Raw genomic sequence first — 17,510 nt, 5'->3', positions numbered from 1 at the left:
CGTCCGTGGGACATGCCACGGTTCGACGCCGGCTCAAGGGGTCACCGGCTTGAAGTCAGGCCGAGACCCCGGCCTTCCGGGAGGCCGTGATCTGGTCGACGAAACCGTAGGACAGGGCGTCCTCGGCCGTCAGGATGTTGTCGCGCTCGATGTCCTCACGGATCTGGTCGGCGGAGCGGTTGCTGTGCTTGGCCAGCATCTCCTCCATCTGGGCGCGGATGCGGGTGATCTCGTTGGCCTGGATCTCCAGGTCCGAGATCTGCGCCCGGCCGGTCTCCGTGTACGGCTGGTGGATCAGCACGCGGGCGTTGGGCAGCGCCATGCGCTTGCCGGGGGTGCCCGCGGCCAGCAGCACCGCCGCCGCCGAGGCCGCCTGGCCCAGGCAGACCGTCGCGACGTCCGGCTTGACGAACTGCATGGTGTCGTAGATCGCCGTCATGGCGGTGAAGGAGCCGCCGGGCGAGTTGATGTAGATCGAGATGTCGCGGTCCGGGTCCATCGACTCCAGGCACAGCAGCTGCGCCATCACGTCGTTGGCGGAGGCGTCGTCGATCTGGACGCCGAGGAAGATCACCCGCTCCTCGAAGAGCTTGGCGTACGGGTCGTACTCGCGCACGCCCTGCGAGGTGCGCTCCACGAAGCGCGGCACGATGTAGCGCGACTCCATGCCGTACGCGGCGCGGGGGGCCAGGCCCGGCTGGGCGAGCTGACTCGGGGTGACCATGGGGTTCACCGGGTTGATCATGGTGGGGTTCACCGTCCTGGAAGTGGGGCGTGGGCTGACTCGGGGTGTGCGGTCACTGCGGCGCGGTACGCGCGGGGGCCGGGCGCCGCGGGCCACGAGGGCCCGTCGGGCGCGGTCCCGCGGTGGTCACGCGCCGGTGCCGCCGCCACCGGGCACGTCGGCGGCGGTGTGCATCACCTGGTCGATCAGCCCGTACTCCTTGGCCTCTTCCGCGGTGAACCAGCGGTCGCGGTCGGCGTCACGGTTGATCGTCTCGACGGTCTGGCCGCTGTGCATGGCGGTCAGCTGCTCCATGCGCTTCTTGGTGCGCAGCAGCTGCTCGGCCTGGATCTTGATGTCGGACGCGGAGCCGCCGAGGCCCGCCGAGCCCTGGTGCATCAGGATGTCCGCGTTGGGCAGCGCGAAGCGCTTGCCCGGGGTGCCCGCGGTCAGCAGGAACTGGCCCATGGAGGCCGCCAGGCCCATCGCGATCGTCACCACGTCGTTCTTGATGTACTGCATGGTGTCGTAGATCGCGAAGCCGGCGGTGACCGAGCCGCCGGGCGAGTTGATGTAGAGGTAGATGTCCTTGTCCGGGTCCGCGGCGAGCAGCAGCATCTGCGCGCAGATCCGGTTCGCGATGTCATCGTCCACGGCCTGGCCGAGGAAGATGATGCGTTCGTCGAGCAGTCGGTTGTAGACCGCGTCGCCGAGGCCGGCTCCGGCCGGCGCGCCGTTCGCGGTGGGCATCAGATGTCCCGGCGTCTGGATCTGCGGAGTCGTCACGTATCCACCTGCTCGTTGTCGGACGGCGACACACCGTCTTCGCGTTCTGACCTGAGTGCCGGGGAGCGCCTCGCCGCTGCGTTCCCGCATCGTGCTCCGGCTTCGTTCAAGGGTCTCCCCTGCCCTCGTTACTACGGACCCTAACGCGCAGGTCGGGCCCAGCGATCCCGCACGCTGAACTGTTCGCTGTGAGCGCAGGCTGTGGTGACGGTGCCGACGACAGCTACGACAACGGACCCGGACACGCGCGCATGCGTGTTCGGGCCCGTTGTACGTGGTGCGGCAGGAGTACCGGTCGACGCTCGGCGGAACGGCTCGACCGGCACGGCCGGGTGCCCCGGGGCGGTCCGCCCCGGGGTCCGGCGGGCGGCTGTCAGGCCTCGGTGCCTTCGGCGTCCTCGGCCTCGTCGGTGGTGGCCTCGACCGTCTCAGCGGTCTCGTCCTCCTCCTCGTCGTCCAGGTCGACCTCGGCGCCGTTGGTGTCGACGACCTTGGCGCCCTCGACCACGGTGGCCAGGGCCTTGCCGCGGGCGACCTCGCCGACCAGCAGCGGCACCTGGCCGCCCTCGACGACGGCCTGGGCGAACTGGTCGGGGCTCATGCCGGAGGAGGCGGCGCGGCGCATGAGGTGCTCGGTGAGCTCCTCCTGGTTGACCGACAGCTCTTCCTTCTTCACGAGCTCGTCCAGGACGAACTGGGTCTTGATGCCCTTCTTCGCCTGCTCCTCGACCTCGGCGTCGTACTCCTCCTGGGTCTTGCCCTCGCGCTCCAGGAAGCTCTCCCAGTTCAGCCCCATCATCGGGAACTGGTGGTGCTCCAGGTTGTGCTTGCGGGTCTCGACCTCGTCCTTGAGGAGCTTCTCGGGGACCGGGATCTCGACGAGCTCCAGGAGGGCGTCGAGCACCTTCTCCTGGGCCTGGGTGGCCTGGTCGTACTTCTTCATCCGCTCCAGGCGCTTGACGCTGTCGGCGCGCAGCTCCTCGAGGGTGTCGAACTCGCTGGCCAGCTGGGCGAAGTCGTCGTCCAGCTCGGGCAGCTCGCGGGCCTGCACGGCGGTGACGTCGACCTTGACCTCGGCGTTCTTGCCGGCCGCCGAGCCGCCCTTGAGCTCGGAGGTGAAGGTGGCGGAGCCGCCGGCCTCCAGGCCGGTCACGGCCTCGTCGATGCCGTCGAGCAGCTGGCCGGAGCCGATGGTGTAGCTGACGCCCTTGGCGACGCCGTCCTCCAGCACCTCGCCGTCGACCGTGGCCTCCAGGTCGACCACGACCACGTCGCCGTCGGCGGCGGCGCGCTCGACCGGGGAGGTGGAGGCGAAGCGCTCACGCAGCTGCTCGATCGACTCCTCGATGTCCTCGTCGGAGACCTCGACCGCGTCGACGGTGACCTCGATGCCGGAGAAGTCCGGGATCTCGATCGCGGGGCGGACGTCCACCTCGGCGGTGAACTTCAGCTCCTCGTTGTCGTTGAACTCGGTGATGTCGATCTCGGGCTGTCCGAGGACGTTCAGCTCACCCTCGTTGACCGCCTCCGTGTAGAACTTCGGCAGCGCGTCGTTGATGGCCTCTTCGAGGACCGCACCGCGGCCGAACCGCTGGTCGATGACGCGCGCGGGGATCTTGCCCTTGCGGAACCCCGGCACCGTGACCTGCTGGTTGATCTTCTTGTACGCCGCGTCGAGGCTGGGCTTGAGCTCCTCGAAGGGCACCTCGACGGTGAGTCGAACCCGGGTGGGGTTCAGAGTCTCGACGGCGCTCTTCACGGTTGGGTCTCCTTGGGCTGACATTTGGGGGTATGCGTGGCCGACGAGACGTACTGCCTGGGGCGTCCCGGAGTCCCGCGCCCCTACGTCGCCCCGTATACAGGGCCAGCCTGCATAGTACCGGTAGCCACGGCGGACCTGTCCCGCCGCCCGGAAAGGACTCGAACAAATGGTCGGGGTGGCCGGATTCGAACCGACGGCCTTCCGCTCCCAAAGCGGACGCGCTACCAAGCTGCGCCACACCCCGTTTCAGTGCGACACGTAGAGTACATGCCTCCGCACGCGTCGGCCGCCACATTATGGCGACGGTGACGCGGGGGCGGGGTGGCGACGGGGGGCGGATCGACCGGCTACGATTCGGTGTGCCACAATGACTGGCCGTTGCGGGCGTAGCTCAATGGTAGAGCCCCAGTCTTCCAAACTGGCTACGCGGGTTCGATTCCCGTCGCCCGCTCTGCAACCCGAAGACCCCTGGTGACAGGGGGTCTTCGGCCTTTTGGCGGTCAGAAGTCCGCGGTGGAGAGCGCGAAGCCGAAAGGCTCCGGCAGGTCCACGTCCTTGCCGAACGGCAGCGTGAGGCGCCGGGTGTAGTCGCCCGCGTCGGGGTCGGAGAAGAGCACCGCCTCACGGCGCTCGCGGTCGGCCAGCAGATACAGCGGGATGCCGGCGCGGGCGTAGCAGTGGCGCTTGCCCTCCCGGTCGCCGTGGGCGTTGCCGCTGGTGGCCGCCAGGACGAGGACGACGCCGCCCGGCGGCATCCAGCCCGGGGCGTCCTTGAACACATCCGCGTCGACAGGCGCGACGGTCAGGTCGGGGATCACGTGGTCCCGCGGGCAGCCGCCTCCCACGGGCACCAGGAGCCCTTTGCGTCCCGCCGTGTCCATCTCCTCGGCGGACAAGCGGGTGATCTGCCGGTTGACGCGGGAGACGATCCGCTCGTGGTTGCCGTCGGGAGCGCCGCTGATGACGATCTCCCCTTCGATGAGTTCGAGCGTGAGGTCCTCGGGCGCCTCACGCTCCGCGAGGGCGAAGACCCGCTCGATCCAGGCACCGTCCTCGGCGTCTCCCGACAGCAAGCGCGTGGATGTGACGGTCATACGGCTCTCCTCGCTCGTCGTCCCACACGCTCCCCGTACGGGCCCTGGCCCGGCCCGTACGGGGCGGCACGCAAGAACGCGGGCGCGTGACGTGAACACGCGTCCGGCGGGGGTAGGCGGGACTCAGAACTTTATCTGCGCGATGGAGCTGGCCAGTGAGTTGAGGAAGCGTTGGATGCCGGGGGCCATGCCGGTCGAGGCCAGGAAGAAGCCGAAGAGGATCGCCACGATCGCCCCTCCGCCCTTGATGGACCCACTGCGGATCATCACCGCCAGCACGACCGCCAACAGCACCACTACGGACAGGGAGATGGCCACCAGGGATCACATCCTCGCTCGCTACGCCTCACACCGGACCGGGGGTGCGCCGCCACCGCGCTCCCCCGCGCCGTCCATCGTGCCACCAACGCGCCCTCCAGTGGACCCGACCACGCATTGACACGTGGTCAACTGGCCAATCGGTCACGCGAGATGATCAAAAGGGCACGGTCGTCGTTGACGTCCTTGGCGACCGCGTCGATCAGCGGCCAGGCCGCGCCGTGGAAGCCGCGGGCCACGAAGCGGTCGGCGGCGCCGATCAACCGGTCGATGCCCTCGGACAGTTCACGCCCGGGCGCCTCGACCAGACCATCGGTGAACAGCAGCAGCACGTCGCCCGGCCGCAACGTCCCCTTCACGCCGTCGAACTGGGCCTCGTCCATGACCCCGAGCATCAGTCCCTCGGCCGCCTTCTCCTCCCAGCGCCCGGTCCCCGCGTGCAGCTGGACGGCGGGGAGGTGACCGGCGGAGAGCAACTCGTAGTCCCCGCTGTCGAGATCGAGCACCAGGTGGATCGAGGTGGCGAACCCCTCGTCCCAGTCCTGCCGCAGCAGGTAGCCGTTGGCGGCCGGCAGGAAGCGGTGCGGCGGCAACGAGCCCAGCAGCCCGCCGAACGCGCCGGACAGCAGCAGCGCCCGCGATCCCGCGTCCATCCCCTTGCCGGAGACGTCGGTCAGGACGGCCTCCAGGATCTCGCCGCCGCCGGTGCGCCCGGCGACCACGAAGTCGCCGGAGAACGACTGCCCGCCGGCCGGGCGCAGCGCCATCTGCGCGTGCCAGCCGGGCGGCAGGTCGGGCAACTGGCTCTGGACGCGGATGCGTTCGCGCAGGTCGAACAGCATGGTGCCGCCGCGCCGCCAGGGCACGCCGACCCTGCTGCGGAACTGCGCGATCAGCAGCCCGGCGAACGCGACCGCGCTCACCACCAGCACCGTGCCCGGCGTCACCGCCCGCGCGGCGGCGTCCGGGTAGGGCCCGAGGACGGCGTCCTCGACGACCAGCGCGGTGGCGGCGGCGGTGTAGAGCAGCAGCAGGCTCGCCGGGCGCAGCAGCAGCCCGCCCAGCAGCATCGGGAAGACCAGCGCGGTCGGTGGGCACCAGGCGGGCAGCACGGTGGTGGACCAGGCGAGCGCGGGCACCGTGAGCAGCAGGGTGGTCAGCGGCAGCCACTCGGCGGCGTCACCGCGGAAGTAGTCGACGGCGGACTTGCGCAGGGCGGTCCTGGCCCGGTGCAGCGCCCCGCGCCACCGCGCCACGATCCCCTCCGCGGTCGCCCGCCTGTCAGTCATGTGCGGCGACCCTATCCACCCGTTCGGCGGCGCGTCGATTCGCGACCCGCCGGGTACCGGCCGGATCCGGACCGGGACCGGGACGGACGGTGCGTCCGGGGGTGGGGCGCCGGAAATTCGCTGGGCGGCGCGCGGGGGCGCTGGTAGGCAGGAGGCCATGACGAAAGAGGCGGCAGAGGCGGCAGAGGCGACGCGGGCAGCAGGAGCGACGGCGGGGACGCGCTTCGAGGTGCTGGAGCCGGAGCGGTGGGAGGAGTGGTACGGCGCCCTGGAGCGGGCCTTCGGCGGTCCGCCGGAGGCTCCCGAGGAGCGGGCGTTGTGGCACGGGCTGACCGAGTGCGACCGGTCGCTGGTGGCCCTGGACGGCGACGTGATCGCGGGCGGCGCCTCGGCGTTCTCGTTCCGGCTGTCGCTGCCGGGCGGCGCGGTGGTCCCGGCGGCCGGGGTGACGATGGTGGGGGTGACCCCGACGCACCGGCGGCGCGGGGTGCTGACCTCGTTGATGCGGCGGCAGCTGGACGACGTGCGCGAGCGCGGGGAGTCGCTGGCCGTGCTGACCGCCTCGGAGCCGGCGATCTACGGGCGGTTCGGGTACGGGGCGGCGATCCGGAAGCTGCGGATCGACGCGGAGACCCGGCGGGTGTCGCCGGTCGGGCCACAGGGCACGGACGACGTGCGGCTGCGGCTGGCCGACCCGCGTGAGGCGCTCGGGGCCTGCGAGGCGGTCTACGCGGCGCTGGTGCCGCGCAGGCCCGGGATGCTCGCGCGGCGGCCCGGCTGGGAGGAGCTGCCGCTGCTGGACCCGCAGCGCGATCGCGAGGGCTTCGGGGAGCGGCTGTGCGTGCTGGCCGAGCGGGACGGCCGGGTGACCGGCTACGCGCGGTACGCCACGCGGCTCACGCAGTCCCGCGGCGGGCAGGACGGCACGGTGAACGTGGCGGACGTCGAGGCGCTGGACGCGGCCTCGTACGCGGCGCTGTGGCGCTACCTGTTCGCGCTGGACCTGGTCTCGACGCTCACGTGCCACGACCGGCCGGTCGACGATCCGCTGCTGCACCTGGTCCCCGACATCCGACGGCTGCGCCTCGGCGTGGTGGACTCGCTGCACCTGCGGCTGGTGGACCTCGGCGCCGCCTTGTCGGCGCGGGCCTACGCGGCGCCGGTGGACGTGGTGCTGGAGGTGGCGGACCCGTTCTGCCCGTGGAACGCGGGGCGTTGGCGGCTGACCGGGGACGCGAAGGGCGCGGTCTGCGAGCGGACCACGGACGCGGCCGAACTGTCGCTGCCGACGGGCGCGTTGGCCACCGCCTACCTGGGCGGTCCCTCGCTGGCGTCGCTCGCCGGGGCGGGCCGGGTCGTCGAGGAGCGGGCGGGCGCGCTGGCGGCGGCGTCCCAGGCGTTCGGCGCGGGTGTCGCGCCATGGCTGCCGCACGGCTTCTGATCCGCCGCCGGACCGGGCCCGGGGCGCTTCTGGCCGAAAATCGCCGGGTGCGCCCCGAAACGGGTTTCGCCGCCCCGAACTCGGTTTCCGGGCAGGGGAGTTCAGCGGCTCTGGCAGCGCGGGCACCAGAAGAGGTTGCGGTTGCCGAGGTCGGCGGTGCGCACCTCGGTGCCGCAGACCAGGCAGGGCTGCCCGGCGCGCCGGTAGACGTAGACCTCGCCGCCGTGGTCGTCCACCCGGGGCGGCCGCCCCATCGCCTCGGGCGTGTGCTCGGGGCGGACGGTGTCGATGCGGTTCGCCCTGACGCCCTCGCGCATCAGCGCCACCAGGTCGTCCCAGACGGCGTCCCATTCGGCGCGCCGCAGTTCACGGCCGGTGCGGTACGGGTCGACGCCGTGCCGGAAGAGGACTTCGGCGCGGTAGACGTTGCCGACGCCCGCGACGATCTTCTGGTCCATCAGCAGCGCGGCGACCGTGGTGCGGCTGCGGGAGATCCGGGCCCAGGCCCGCTCGCCGTCGTCGTCCGCGCGCAGCGGGTCGGGGCCGAGGCGGTCGTGTATCGCGGACTTCTCGGCGTCGGTGATCAGCTCGCAGGCAGTCGGGCCGCGCAGGTCGGCCCAGCCGCCGGGGCCGGTCATCCGCAGCCGCACGGTGTCGCCGGCGGGTGGTGCGGTCCCGGGGCCGTGCGCGTACTTGCCGAACAGGCCGAGGTGGACGTGGATCCAGCCGGTGGCGCCGAAGTCGAGGAACAGGTGCTTGCCGTGCGCCTCGGCGCCGTCGAGCACCTGGCCGTCGACGAGGGCGGCGCCGTCCGCGAACTTGCCCTGCGGGCTGGAGGCCCGCACCGGGCGGCCGCCGAACCGGTCACGGTGGTCGGCGGCCAGCCGGTGGATGGTGTGCCCCTCCGGCATGCGCCGCTCAGTCCTGTTGCGGGTGGTGCGCCGGGATCTCGGGGAGCTTGCCGGTCAGCTCGTAGGAGCTGAGCATGTCGATGCGGCGGATGTGCCGCTCGCCCTCGGAGAACGCGGTGTCGAGGAAGACCTCCACGAAGCGCACCGCCTCCTCGGTGGTGTGCATGCGGGCGCCGATGCTGACCACGTTGGCGTTGTTGTGCTCGCGGCCGAGGGCGGCGGTCTGCTCGCTCCAGGCGAGGGCGGCGCGCACCCCCTTGACCTTGTTGGCGGCGATGGCCTCGCCGTTGCCGGAGCCGCCGATCACGATGCCGAGGGCGCCGTCGTCGTCCGCCGCGGTGCGCTCGGCGGCGCGCAGGCAGAACGGCGGGTAGTCGTCGTCGGCGTCGTAGACGTGCGGGCCGCAGTCGACCGGCTCGTGGCCGGCGTCCCTCAGCCATTCGACGAGGTGGTTCTTGAGTTCGTAACCGGCATGGTCGGAGCCGAGGTACACGCGCATGTGTGCAGTCTGTCATGCGCCCCAGGGGCCCCGCGCGGACCCCCACGACACCCTCCGCACATACCGGTGACGCAAACGGGTAGTGGACGCAACGATTCGGACACAGGTATTCCATTCGCGGTCGTGCCTGCGATTCCATGCCTGAACTCGTGACCCGAGAGAGAAGGAAACGGCGCATGGGCGCGCAGCCACCCGTAACAAAGGACGGCCTGGACTCCGGTCACCCCGGAACCGCCGCTTCCGCCCCCACCGGGCACGGCCTCCAGGCCGGACTGAAGAACCGCCACCTGTCCATGATCGCCATCGGCGGGGTGATCGGCGCCGGCCTGTTCGTGGGTTCGGGCGCGGGCATCGCGGCCGCGGGCCCGGCGATCCTGCTGTCCTACGCGCTGGTGGGCGCGTTGGTCGTCCTGGTGATGCGGATGCTGGGCGAGATGGCCGCGGCCCACCCGGTCTCCGGTTCGTTCTCCGCGTACGCCGACCGGGCGCTCGGCCGCTGGGCCGGGTTCACCATCGGCTGGCTGTACTGGTTCTTCTGGGTGGTGGTGCTGGCGGTCGAGGCGACCGCGGGTGCGGGCATCCTGCACGGCTGGGTGTCGGCGGTGCCGCAGTGGGCGTGGGCGCTGATCGTGATGTTCGTGCTGACCGCCACCAACCTCTTCTCGGTCGCCTCCTACGGCGAGTTCGAGTTCTGGTTCGCCGGTATCAAGGTCGTGGCGATCGCCGCGTTCGTGGTGCTGGGCGGTCTGGCCGCGTTCGGCGTGCTGCCGGGCGCGCACGACCACGCGGTCGGGATGACCAACCTCACCGGCCACCACGGCTTCTTCCCCAAGGGCCCGGGCGCGGTGCTCACCGGTGTGCTGCTGGTGGTCTTCTCCTTCATGGGCAGCGAGATCGTCACGCTCGCCGCGGGCGAGTCGCCCGACCCGCGCAAGGCGGTCAGCAAGGCCACCAACAGCGTGATCTGGCGGATCGCGGTGTTCTACCTGGGCTCGATCCTGATCATCGTCAGCGTGCTGCCGTGGGACAGCCCGGCGGTCGCCAAGAGCCCGTACGTGGCGGTGCTGGACCACATCGGGATCGCGCACGCCGGTCAGGCGATGAACGTGATCGTGCTGACCGCGGTGCTCTCCTGCCTCAACTCAGGGCTCTACACGGCCTCCCGGATGGCGTTCTCGCTCGGTGGGCGCGGAGACGCGCCGCGGGCGTTCACCAAGACCACCTCGCGCGGTGTGCCCGCGGTGGCGATCCTGTCGTCGGTGGTCTTCGGCTTCGTCGCGGTCTTCTTCGACTACGCCTATCCGGACTCGGTCTTCCAGTTCCTGCTGAACTCCTCCGGCGCGGTCGCGCTGTTCGTGTGGCTGGTCATCTGCTTCTCTCAGCTGCGGATGCGGCGGATCATCGAGCGGGAGTCGCCGGAGCGGCTGACCGTGCGGATGTGGGGCTACCCGTACCTGACCTGGGCGACGATCGCGCTGATCCTGTTCGTGATCGGCTACATGTTCACCGACTCCAGCGGCCGCGATCAGATGATCATGTCGCTGCTGGCCGCTGCGATCGTGCTCGTCGTGGCGCTGGTGCGGGACCGGATACGCAAGCGGGCGCCGCAGGACTGACCACCCCTGAACGACGGCGAAGGGCCCCGGAGGATCGTCTCCTCCGGGGCCCTTCCGCGTCGTGCGGCCTACCGCTCGCCGCCGTGGCTCACTGCCCGCGGCGCTCCAGCAGCTTCCAGACGGCCGGCAGCGCGCCCATGGCCAGCGCCGCCTTCACCGCGTCGCCCAGCAGGAACGGGGTCAGGCCCTCGGCGATCGCCTGGGTCGCCGACAGGTGGGCGGCGACCGCGAGGTACGGCACGCCGACCGCGTAGATGATCGCCTCGCCCAGCACCATCACGCCCGCGGTGCGCAGGACCGAGCGGTCGGCGCCGCGCCGGGCCAGCGCGCCGACCGCGGCGGAGGCCAGCACCATGCCGAGCACGTAGCCGAAGCTGACGCCCGCGGCGCCCGAGGCACCCCCGGCGAACCACGGCACGCCCGCGACGCCCGCGACCGCGTACAGCAGCAGCGAGAGCATGCCGCGCCGGGCCCCGAGCGCGGTGCCGACCAGCAGCGCGGCGAAGGTCTGGCCGGTCACCGGGACCGGGGAGCCGGGGACGTGCACGGACAACTGCGCGGCGAGCCCGGTGAGCGCGGCGCCACCGGCCACCAGCGCGGCGTCCCGCAGCCGGGCGCGGGCGTCGGTGGAGGCGGGGAGCAGGTCGGCGAGGACCGTTCCGGGGCGGGCGGCTGCGGTGGCGGTGGTCATCGGGTCTCCGGTCGGGCGAGGTACGGGTCGGACCAGGTGACCGTAACCCGGCGCGCTTGAGCGGGACACGGTCAGTCGGCCACAAGGCCGCTCGGGCGACTTGGTGACATCCGTACAAACATCCGGTCATCCCGGCAGGTCACGCCGCGTTCCGCCACCACTGCGAGTGGTGGTCAACGCCTGACGACGTTCCGGACACATTGCGTCAACGAAGTGTCCGGATAGCGAACCGGACGGCCTGCCGGGCGGTGCCGTCCCGCAGACTGTGGCGGTCCCGAACCGCCCCCGACCCCCTGGACGGATCGAGCTTTGAAGCGGATACCCGGGCCCACCGAGACGACCCCGGCGACCGGACCGGTTGCGGGCGAACGCCTCGGACACGGGCTCAAGCAGCGGCACCTGTCGATGATCGCGCTCGGCGGCGTGATCGGCGCCGGGCTGTTCGTCGGCTCCGGCGCGGGCATCGCCGCGGCCGGGCCGTCCATCGTCGTCGCCTACGCGATCTCCGGGCTGCTGGTCATGCTGGTGATGCGGATGCTGGGCGAGATGTCGGCGGCACGTCCGGCGTCCGGTTCGTTCTCGGTGCACGCCGAGCGCGCGATCGGGCCGTGGGCCGGGTTCGCGGTGGGCTGGCTGTTCTGGGTGCTGCTGTGCGTGGGCGTGGCGGTGGAGGCGATCGGCGCGGCCGGGATCATCAGCGGCTGGCTGCCGGGCACGCCGTCCTGGCTGTGGGTGGCGGTCCTGATGGCCGTCTTCTGCGGCTCCAACCTGGCGGCCGTCAGCAACTTCGGCGAGTTCGAGTTCTGGTTCGCCGCCCTGAAGATCGCGGCGATCTCGCTCTTCCTGATCGTGTGCGTGCTGGCGATCTGCGGCGTGCTGCCCGGCACCCACGCCCCCGGCGCCGCCGACCTCACCGGCGACGGCGGATTCCTGCCGAAGGGGGCGAACGGGCTGATCGTCGGACTGCTGGCGTCGGTCTTCGCGTACGGCGGGCTGGAGACGGTCACCATCGCGGCGGCGGAGTCGCGGGACCCGGTGGCCGGGGTGGGGCGCGCGGTGCGCACCGCGATGTGGCGGATCGCGGTGTTCTACGTGGGCTCGATGGCCGTCATCGTGACGCTGATCCCGTGGAACGACCCGGCGGTCGTCGGCCACGGCCCGTACGTCGCGGTGCTCGACCACCTCGGCATCCCGGGCGCGGGCCGGGTGATGGACGTGGTCATCCTCGTCGCGCTGATGTCCGCGATGAACGCCAACATCTACGGCGCCTCGCGGATGGCGTACTCGCTGGTCGACCGGGGGCAGGGACCGCGGGCGCTGCGGCGCACCTCCGGCGGGGTGCCGCGGCGCGCGGTGGTGGCCTCCTCCGCCTTCGGTTTCCTGGCGGTGCTGCTGAGCTACTGGTGGCCCACGACCGTCTTCAGCTGGCTGCTGAACATGGTGGGTGCGGCGGTGCTGGTGGTCTGGGCGTTCATCGCGGTGGCCCAACTGCGCACCCGGCGGCGGCTGGAGCGGGAGGAGCCGCACCGGTTGGTGGTGCGGATGTGGGCCTACCCGTACCTGACCTGGGCCGCGCTGGTGGGCATCGGCGTGGTGCTGGTGCTGATGGCGCGCCAGCCCGACACCCGTACCCAGCTGTACTTCACCGGTGGCGCGACGCTGGCGCTCGCCGCGGCCGGCTACCTGCGGCAGCGCGCGGGCCGCCGGGGCTGAGATCAGTCGAAGATCGGGCCTTCGGTCCTGGTCCGCTTGATCTCGTAGAAGCCCGGGATCGAGGCGACCATCAGCGTGCCGTCCCACAGCCGGGCGGCCTGCTCGCCCTTCGGGGCGGGGGTGACGACGGGGCCGAAGAACGCGATCTGCTCGCCGTCCGAGCCGGGCACCGCGATGACCGGGGTGCCGACCTCGGTGCCGACCAGGCTGATGCCCGCCTCGTGCGAGGCGCGCAGCTCGGTGTCGTAGGCGTCCGACTCGGCGGCGTCCGCCAGGTCGGCCGGCAGTCCGGCCTCCTCCAGGGCGGCGACCAGCGTCTCCCTGGTCTTGGGCTCCTGCCGGTTGTGGAAGCGGGTGCCGAGCGCCGTGTAGAGCGGGCCGAGGACGTCGGAGCCGTACTTCTGCTCGGCCGCGACGCACACCCGCACCGGGCCCCAGGCCTGCTTCATCCCCTCGCGGTACTTCTCCGGCAGTTCGTCGAGACGCGGCTCGTTGAGCACCGCCAGGCTCATCACGTGCCAGCGCACCTGCACCGGCCGGACCTTCTCCACCTCCAGCATCCAGCGCGAGGTCATCCAGGCCCAGGGGCACAGCGGGTCGAACCAGAAGTCGGCAGGGGTCTTCTCGGTCACGGTCTCTCCCAGTGAGTCGTCACGTCCGACGGGTGCAACGCGCGTGACCGGGCCCACATTCCCTGCATACCGCTGATCAGTGCCGCATGCGATGATGCGATTCCTTCAGAGCCCTGAAGGAACCACGGCGCACCCCGCCGTACGCACCACAGCGACCGCCAGCGAAGACGAAGGAGTCACCGTGCCCGGCGAGAACCTGACCCGCGACGAGGCCCACGAGCGGGCCGGGCTGATCCGCGTGGACGGCTACGAGGTGGAGCTCGACCTGCGCTCGGCCGTCCGGCTGGACGAGCCCGCCTTCCGGTCGGTGACCACCGTCAGGTTCGGCTGCGCGCGGCCCGGCGAGTCCACGTTCGTCGACCTGATCGCCCCTTCCGTGGAGACGGTGACGCTCAACGGGCGCGAGCTGGACCCGGCCGAGGTCTTCGACGGCGCGCGGATCACGCTGGACGACCTGGCCGCGACCAACGAGCTGACAGTGGAAGCCCGTTGCGCGTACAGCAGGACGGGCGAGGGGCTGCACCGGTTCGCCGACCCCGAGGACGGCGAGGTCTACCTCTACACGCAGTACGAGCCCGCCGACTCCCGCCGGGTCTTCGCGAACTTCGAACAGCCCGACCTCAAGGCGCCGTTCACCCTCACCGTGACCGCCCCGGCGACCTGGACGGTGCTGGGCAACGGCGAGCAGGAGGGCGCGGCCGAGCCGGTCGGCACCGACGCGGCGACCTGGCGGTTCGTCACCACCGAGCCGATGTCCACGTACATCACGGCGGTCGTCGCCGGTCCGTACCACGTCGAACGCGACGAGTACACGCGGGAGTTCGCCGACGGCACCCGCCTGCGGGTCCCGCTCGGCGCCCTGTGCCGCAGGTCGCTGGCGAAGCACTTCGACGCCGACGACATCTTCACCGTCACCAGGCAGGGCCTGGACTTCTTCCACGACCACTTCGACTACCCCTACCCGTGGGGCAAGTACGACCAGGCGTTCGTGCCGGAGTACAACATCGGCGCGATGGAGAACCCGGGCCTGGTCACCTTCCGCGAGGAGTTCGTCTTCCGCGGCAAGGTCACGCGGTCGTCGTACGAGAGCCGGGCCAACGTCATCCTGCACGAGATGGCGCACATGTGGTTCGGCGACCTGGTGACCCCGAAGTGGTGGGACGACCTGTGGCTCAAGGAGTCGTTCGCCGACTTCATGGGCGCCTTCTCGCAGGTCGAGGCGACCCGGTTCACCGGCGGCTGGATCACCTTCGCCAACCGCCGCAAGGCGTGGGCCTACCGCGCCGACCAGCTGCCGTCCACCCACCCGGTCACCGCCGACATCCACGACCTCCAGGACGCCAAGCTCAACTTCGACGGCATCACCTACGCCAAGGGCGCCTCCGTCCTCAAGCAACTGGTCGCCTACGTCGGGCGGGACGCGTTCCTGGAGGGCAGCCGCCGGTACTTCAAGCGGCACGCCTTCGGCAACACCCGGCTGGAGGACCTGCTGTCGGTGCTGGCGGAGACCTCCGGACGTGACATGGCCGCCTGGTCGCGGGCCTGGTTGCAGACGGCGGGCGTCAACTCGCTCACGCCTGAGGCGGTCTACGACGACGCGCACGGCCGGATCGCCGAACTCGCCGTGCTCCAGGGCGCGTCGGAAGACCACCCGACGCTGCGCCCGCACCGGGTCGCGATCGGCCTGTACCGGCGCGGGGCGAGCGGCGCGCTGGAGCGCTACGCCCGCGCCGAGGCGGACGTTGCGGGCGAGCGCACCGTGATCACCGAACTGGCCGGTGCCGAGCGGCCGGAGCTGATCCTCCTCAACGACGAGGACCTGACGTACTGCAAGGTGCGCTTCGACGAGACCTCGCTCGACACCCTCCGCGACCACCTGGGCGACCTGGCCGACCCGATGGCCCGGGCGCTGGTGTGGTCGGCGCTGTGGAACCTCACCCGGGACGGGCTGCTGCCCGCGCGGGAGTACCTGGGCATGCTGCTGCGCTTCGCGGGACGCGAGTCGGACATCGGGGTGCTCCAGATGCTGCACTCCTGGGCGCACGTCGCCCTCGACCACTACGCGGCGCCCGACTGGCGGGCCGAGGGCGCCCGGCTGGTCGCCGAGGGCGCGCTGCGCGAGCTGCGGGCGGCCGAGCCGGGCAGCGGCCACCAGCTGGCGTGGGCCCGCTTCTTCGCGTCGGTGGCCGGCTCCGCGCAGGACCTGCGGCTGCTGTCCGGGCTGCTGGACGGCGGCTCGGTCGTCGACGGGCTCGACGTGGACCAGGAGCTGCGCTGGGCGTTCCTGGAGCCGCTGGTCGCCGAGGGGGTCGCCGGGGAGGCCGAGGTGGCCGCAGAACTGGCCCGCGACGACACCGCCTCCGGCAAGCGCCACCAGGTGCGCTGCCTGGCCGCGCGGCCGTCCGCCGAGGTGAAGGCGGCGGCGTGGCACGACGTGGTGGAGACCGACACGTTGTCCAACGCGCTGGTGGAGGCCACCATCGCGGGCTTCGCCCAGCCGGGGCAGCGGGAGCTGCTGGCGCCGTACGCGCCGCGCTACTTCGAGGCGATCGCGGACGTGTGGGCGAGCCGGTCGATCGAGATCGGGATGGCCGTCGTGCGCGGCCTGTTCCCCGAGTTCCAGGCGCACCCCGGCACGCTGGACGCGGCCGACGCGTGGCTGGCCGGGCACGCGGACGCCCCGGCGGCGTTGCGCCGGCTGGTGGCGGAGGGCCGCGACGACCTGGCCCGGGCGCTGCGGGCGCAGGAGTGCGACGCGCAGGCGGGGGCGTAGCGAGGGGCCGGAGGGCGGGCGGCGAGGCGGCCCGCCCTCGCTACCGCGAACGGGTGGATCGGCGACCGGAGTTGACGGTGCGCATTGTCGGCCATCGAACGCGCGTACTTTAGCCCTGAACCGTCCCGGTTTGTCGACGGGATCGTAACGGCGGTTAAAGCCCGGGGAGTTGGCGGGAATCGCGAGGGCATGAGCCACGACGCCACACCACTCGGTCCCCGTCCCCTCGTTCACCTGGAGCGCACCCGCCGCAGGGTGATGACCGCCCGCGAACTGCGCGCCCACGGCGTCCCCGCGGCGGTCCTCCAGGAGCGCTGCCGCCCCGGCGGGCCCTGGCAGCAGGTCCTGCCGGACGTCTTCCTGCTGCACGCGGGCCCCGCCTCCGGCGAGGAGCGCGTGCACGCCGCGCTGCTGTACGCGGGCCTGCCGCCGAAGGGGCAGGAGGGCGGCGGCGACGCGATGGTCACCGGTCTCGCCGCGCTGGCCCTGCACGGCTTCACCGGGGTGCCGCCGCTGGAGGCGCTGAACCAGGTGGACGTGCTGGTGAGCCGGGGGCGGAAGGTCAAGGACACCGGGGAGGTCCGGGTCCGCAGGGCGCACACCCTGCCCCGTGCGCGGCACGTCGCGGGGCTGCCGTGCGCCCCGGTGGCCCGGGCGGTGGCCGACGCCGTCGCGGTGCTGGACGACGCGCGGGCGGTACGGGCCCTGCTCACCGAGGCGGTGCGCACCGGCGACTGCGAACCGGCCGCCGTGGTACGGGAGTTGAACACCGCACGGCTGCTGGACCGCCCGCACGTGGTGAACGCGGTCGACGCGCTGCTCGCCGAAGGCCGCGCGATCGCGGAGAGCAGGCTGTACGAGATGGTGCGCCGCTACGGCCTGCCCGACCCGGTGTGGAACGTCGACCTCAGGCTGCCCGGCGGCCCGTACCTGGGCAGCGTCGACGCCTACTGGCCGGACCACGCGGTCGCCCTGGAGCTGGACGCCCGCGCGCCCCGGCACGACGACCCGCAGCTGTGGACGCAGGCCCGGCGCGCCCGGGAGCACCTGGACCGGCTCGGCATCGAGGTGGTCCGCACCACCCCGAAGAAGCTGCGGACCTCGCTGGAGACGCAGGCGGCGGTGGTGCGCACCGCGCTGCTGTCGGCGGCCGACCGCCGACCGCACGGGTACGTGGCGGTGCTGCCCCGGTGAGGCCCGGCGGGGAGTGACGGCGCCCGAGGGCGCGCAGGTCGGCCCGGCCGGGGCGCGTGGCAGGATG

Annotated in this window: 15 protein-coding genes and 2 tRNA genes; 6 read left to right on the top strand and 11 right to left on the bottom strand. The window is 72.0% G+C overall.

The window, feature by feature from the left end; all coding sequences use genetic code 11:
- Positions 1-55 precede the first annotated feature (55 nt).
- From K7472_RS16995 to K7472_RS16980, 4 genes are all read right to left on the bottom strand, one after another.
- Positions 56-724, bottom strand: a complete 669-nt coding sequence (locus K7472_RS16995) for an ATP-dependent Clp protease proteolytic subunit (protein WP_289679039.1) — start codon at positions 722-724, stop codon at positions 56-58.
- Between the two features lie 147 nt (positions 725-871).
- Positions 872-1,474: an ATP-dependent Clp protease proteolytic subunit gene (locus K7472_RS16990; RefSeq protein WP_199239241.1), complete on the bottom strand. Its 603-nt coding sequence runs from the start codon at positions 1,472-1,474 to the stop codon at positions 872-874.
- 409 nt (positions 1,475-1,883) lie between these two features.
- Positions 1,884-3,269: a trigger factor gene (tig, locus tag K7472_RS16985; protein WP_222978825.1), complete on the bottom strand. Its 1,386-nt coding sequence runs from the start codon at positions 3,267-3,269 to the stop codon at positions 1,884-1,886.
- A gap of 170 nt (positions 3,270-3,439) precedes the next feature.
- Positions 3,440-3,516 (bottom strand) — tRNA-Pro (locus tag K7472_RS16980).
- 136 nt (positions 3,517-3,652) lie between these two features.
- Here K7472_RS16980 and K7472_RS16975 point away from each other — a divergent pair.
- Positions 3,653-3,723: transfer RNA gene (locus tag K7472_RS16975), tRNA-Gly, on the top strand.
- Between the two features lie 49 nt (positions 3,724-3,772).
- Here the strand turns inward: K7472_RS16975 and K7472_RS16970 are convergent.
- The 3 genes from K7472_RS16970 to K7472_RS16960 all read right to left on the bottom strand — a co-directional run bounded on the left by K7472_RS16970 (position 3,773) and on the right by K7472_RS16960 (position 5,973).
- The gene (locus tag K7472_RS16970; protein WP_222978821.1) at positions 3,773-4,366 is read right to left on the bottom strand and encodes a Uma2 family endonuclease; all 594 of its coding nucleotides are present in this window, start codon (positions 4,364-4,366) and stop codon (positions 3,773-3,775) included.
- A 123-nt stretch (positions 4,367-4,489) separates the two neighbouring features.
- A complete protein-coding gene (locus K7472_RS16965; protein WP_109447301.1) occupies positions 4,490-4,684 on the bottom strand; it encodes a hypothetical protein in 195 nt (64 codons plus the stop codon).
- A gap of 128 nt (positions 4,685-4,812) precedes the next feature.
- The gene (locus K7472_RS16960) at positions 4,813-5,973 is read right to left on the bottom strand and encodes a PP2C family protein-serine/threonine phosphatase (RefSeq protein ID WP_222978819.1); all 1,161 of its coding nucleotides are present in this window, start codon (positions 5,971-5,973) and stop codon (positions 4,813-4,815) included.
- Between the two features lie 157 nt (positions 5,974-6,130).
- Between K7472_RS16960 and K7472_RS16955 the strand changes: the two genes are divergently transcribed.
- Positions 6,131-7,414: a GNAT family N-acetyltransferase gene (locus K7472_RS16955; protein WP_222978817.1), complete on the top strand. Its 1,284-nt coding sequence runs from the start codon at positions 6,131-6,133 to the stop codon at positions 7,412-7,414.
- A 101-nt stretch (positions 7,415-7,515) separates the two neighbouring features.
- Here K7472_RS16955 and K7472_RS16950 read toward each other — a convergent pair whose 3' ends face one another.
- Entirely contained in the window at positions 7,516-8,325 is an 810-nt protein-coding gene (locus K7472_RS16950; protein WP_222978815.1) for an Fpg/Nei family DNA glycosylase, read from the bottom strand.
- 7 nt (positions 8,326-8,332) lie between these two features.
- Positions 8,333-8,824, bottom strand: coding sequence for a ribose-5-phosphate isomerase (locus K7472_RS16945; protein WP_222978813.1), 492 nt, complete (start codon positions 8,822-8,824; stop codon positions 8,333-8,335).
- A 176-nt stretch (positions 8,825-9,000) separates the two neighbouring features.
- On the opposite strand from K7472_RS16945, the gene K7472_RS16940 reads away from it, so the two are divergent.
- Positions 9,001-10,440: an amino acid permease gene (locus tag K7472_RS16940; protein WP_222978810.1), complete on the top strand. Its 1,440-nt coding sequence runs from the start codon at positions 9,001-9,003 to the stop codon at positions 10,438-10,440.
- Between the two features lie 88 nt (positions 10,441-10,528).
- On the opposite strand, the gene K7472_RS16935 is transcribed toward K7472_RS16940, so the two are convergent.
- Entirely contained in the window at positions 10,529-11,131 is a 603-nt protein-coding gene (locus K7472_RS16935) for a biotin transporter BioY (protein WP_222978808.1), read from the bottom strand.
- Positions 11,132-11,536: 405 nt separating this feature from the next.
- Here K7472_RS16935 and K7472_RS16930 point away from each other — a divergent pair, with 405 nt between their 5' ends.
- Positions 11,537-12,844, top strand: a complete 1,308-nt coding sequence (locus tag K7472_RS16930; RefSeq protein ID WP_222978915.1) for an amino acid permease — start codon at positions 11,537-11,539, stop codon at positions 12,842-12,844.
- A gap of 2 nt (positions 12,845-12,846) precedes the next feature.
- Here K7472_RS16930 and K7472_RS16925 read toward each other — a convergent pair whose 3' ends face one another.
- Positions 12,847-13,476, bottom strand: coding sequence for a DsbA family oxidoreductase (locus K7472_RS16925; RefSeq protein WP_222978807.1), 630 nt, complete (start codon positions 13,474-13,476; stop codon positions 12,847-12,849).
- A gap of 181 nt (positions 13,477-13,657) precedes the next feature.
- Here K7472_RS16925 and pepN point away from each other — a divergent pair, with 181 nt between their 5' ends.
- Positions 13,658-16,249 carry an aminopeptidase N gene (pepN, locus tag K7472_RS16920; RefSeq protein WP_222978806.1) on the top strand — a complete coding sequence of 864 codons (2,592 nt, stop codon included), beginning with the start codon at positions 13,658-13,660 and terminating at the stop codon, positions 16,247-16,249.
- 189 nt (positions 16,250-16,438) lie between these two features.
- Positions 16,439-17,443 carry a hypothetical protein gene (locus K7472_RS16915; protein ID WP_222978805.1) on the top strand — a complete coding sequence of 335 codons (1,005 nt, stop codon included), beginning with the start codon at positions 16,439-16,441 and terminating at the stop codon, positions 17,441-17,443.
- The last annotated feature ends 67 nt before the right edge of the window (positions 17,444-17,510 follow it).

Source organism: Streptantibioticus parmotrematis (assembly GCF_019890615.1).
In the GTDB taxonomy this organism is placed as follows: domain Bacteria; phylum Actinomycetota; class Actinomycetes; order Streptomycetales; family Streptomycetaceae; genus Streptantibioticus_D; species Streptantibioticus_D parmotrematis.
Note: the sequence above shows the minus strand (reverse complement) of the source record. Positions and strands in the feature narration are given on the sequence as shown.

Coding starts and splice junctions, on each gene's coding strand:
- K7472_RS16995 (WP_289679039.1), bottom strand. CDS start 724: ATGGTCACCCCGAGTCAGCTCGCCCAGCCGGGCCTGGCCCCCCGCGCC.
- K7472_RS16990 (WP_199239241.1), bottom strand. CDS start 1,474: ATGCCCACCGCGAACGGCGCGCCGGCCGGAGCCGGCCTCGGCGACGCG.
- K7472_RS16970 (WP_222978821.1), bottom strand. CDS start 4,366: ATGACCGTCACATCCACGCGCTTGCTGTCGGGAGACGCCGAGGACGGT.
- K7472_RS16960 (WP_222978819.1), bottom strand. CDS start 5,973: ATGACTGACAGGCGGGCGACCGCGGAGGGGATCGTGGCGCGGTGGCGC.
- K7472_RS16955 (WP_222978817.1), top strand. CDS start 6,131: ATGACGAAAGAGGCGGCAGAGGCGGCAGAGGCGACGCGGGCAGCAGGA.
- K7472_RS16950 (WP_222978815.1), bottom strand. CDS start 8,325: ATGCCGGAGGGGCACACCATCCACCGGCTGGCCGCCGACCACCGTGAC.
- K7472_RS16945 (WP_222978813.1), bottom strand. CDS start 8,824: ATGCGCGTGTACCTCGGCTCCGACCATGCCGGTTACGAACTCAAGAAC.
- K7472_RS16940 (WP_222978810.1), top strand. CDS start 9,001: ATGGGCGCGCAGCCACCCGTAACAAAGGACGGCCTGGACTCCGGTCAC.
- K7472_RS16935 (WP_222978808.1), bottom strand. CDS start 11,131: ATGACCACCGCCACCGCAGCCGCCCGCCCCGGAACGGTCCTCGCCGAC.
- K7472_RS16930 (WP_222978915.1), top strand. CDS start 11,537: ATGATCGCGCTCGGCGGCGTGATCGGCGCCGGGCTGTTCGTCGGCTCC.
- K7472_RS16915 (WP_222978805.1), top strand. CDS start 16,439: ATGAGCCACGACGCCACACCACTCGGTCCCCGTCCCCTCGTTCACCTG.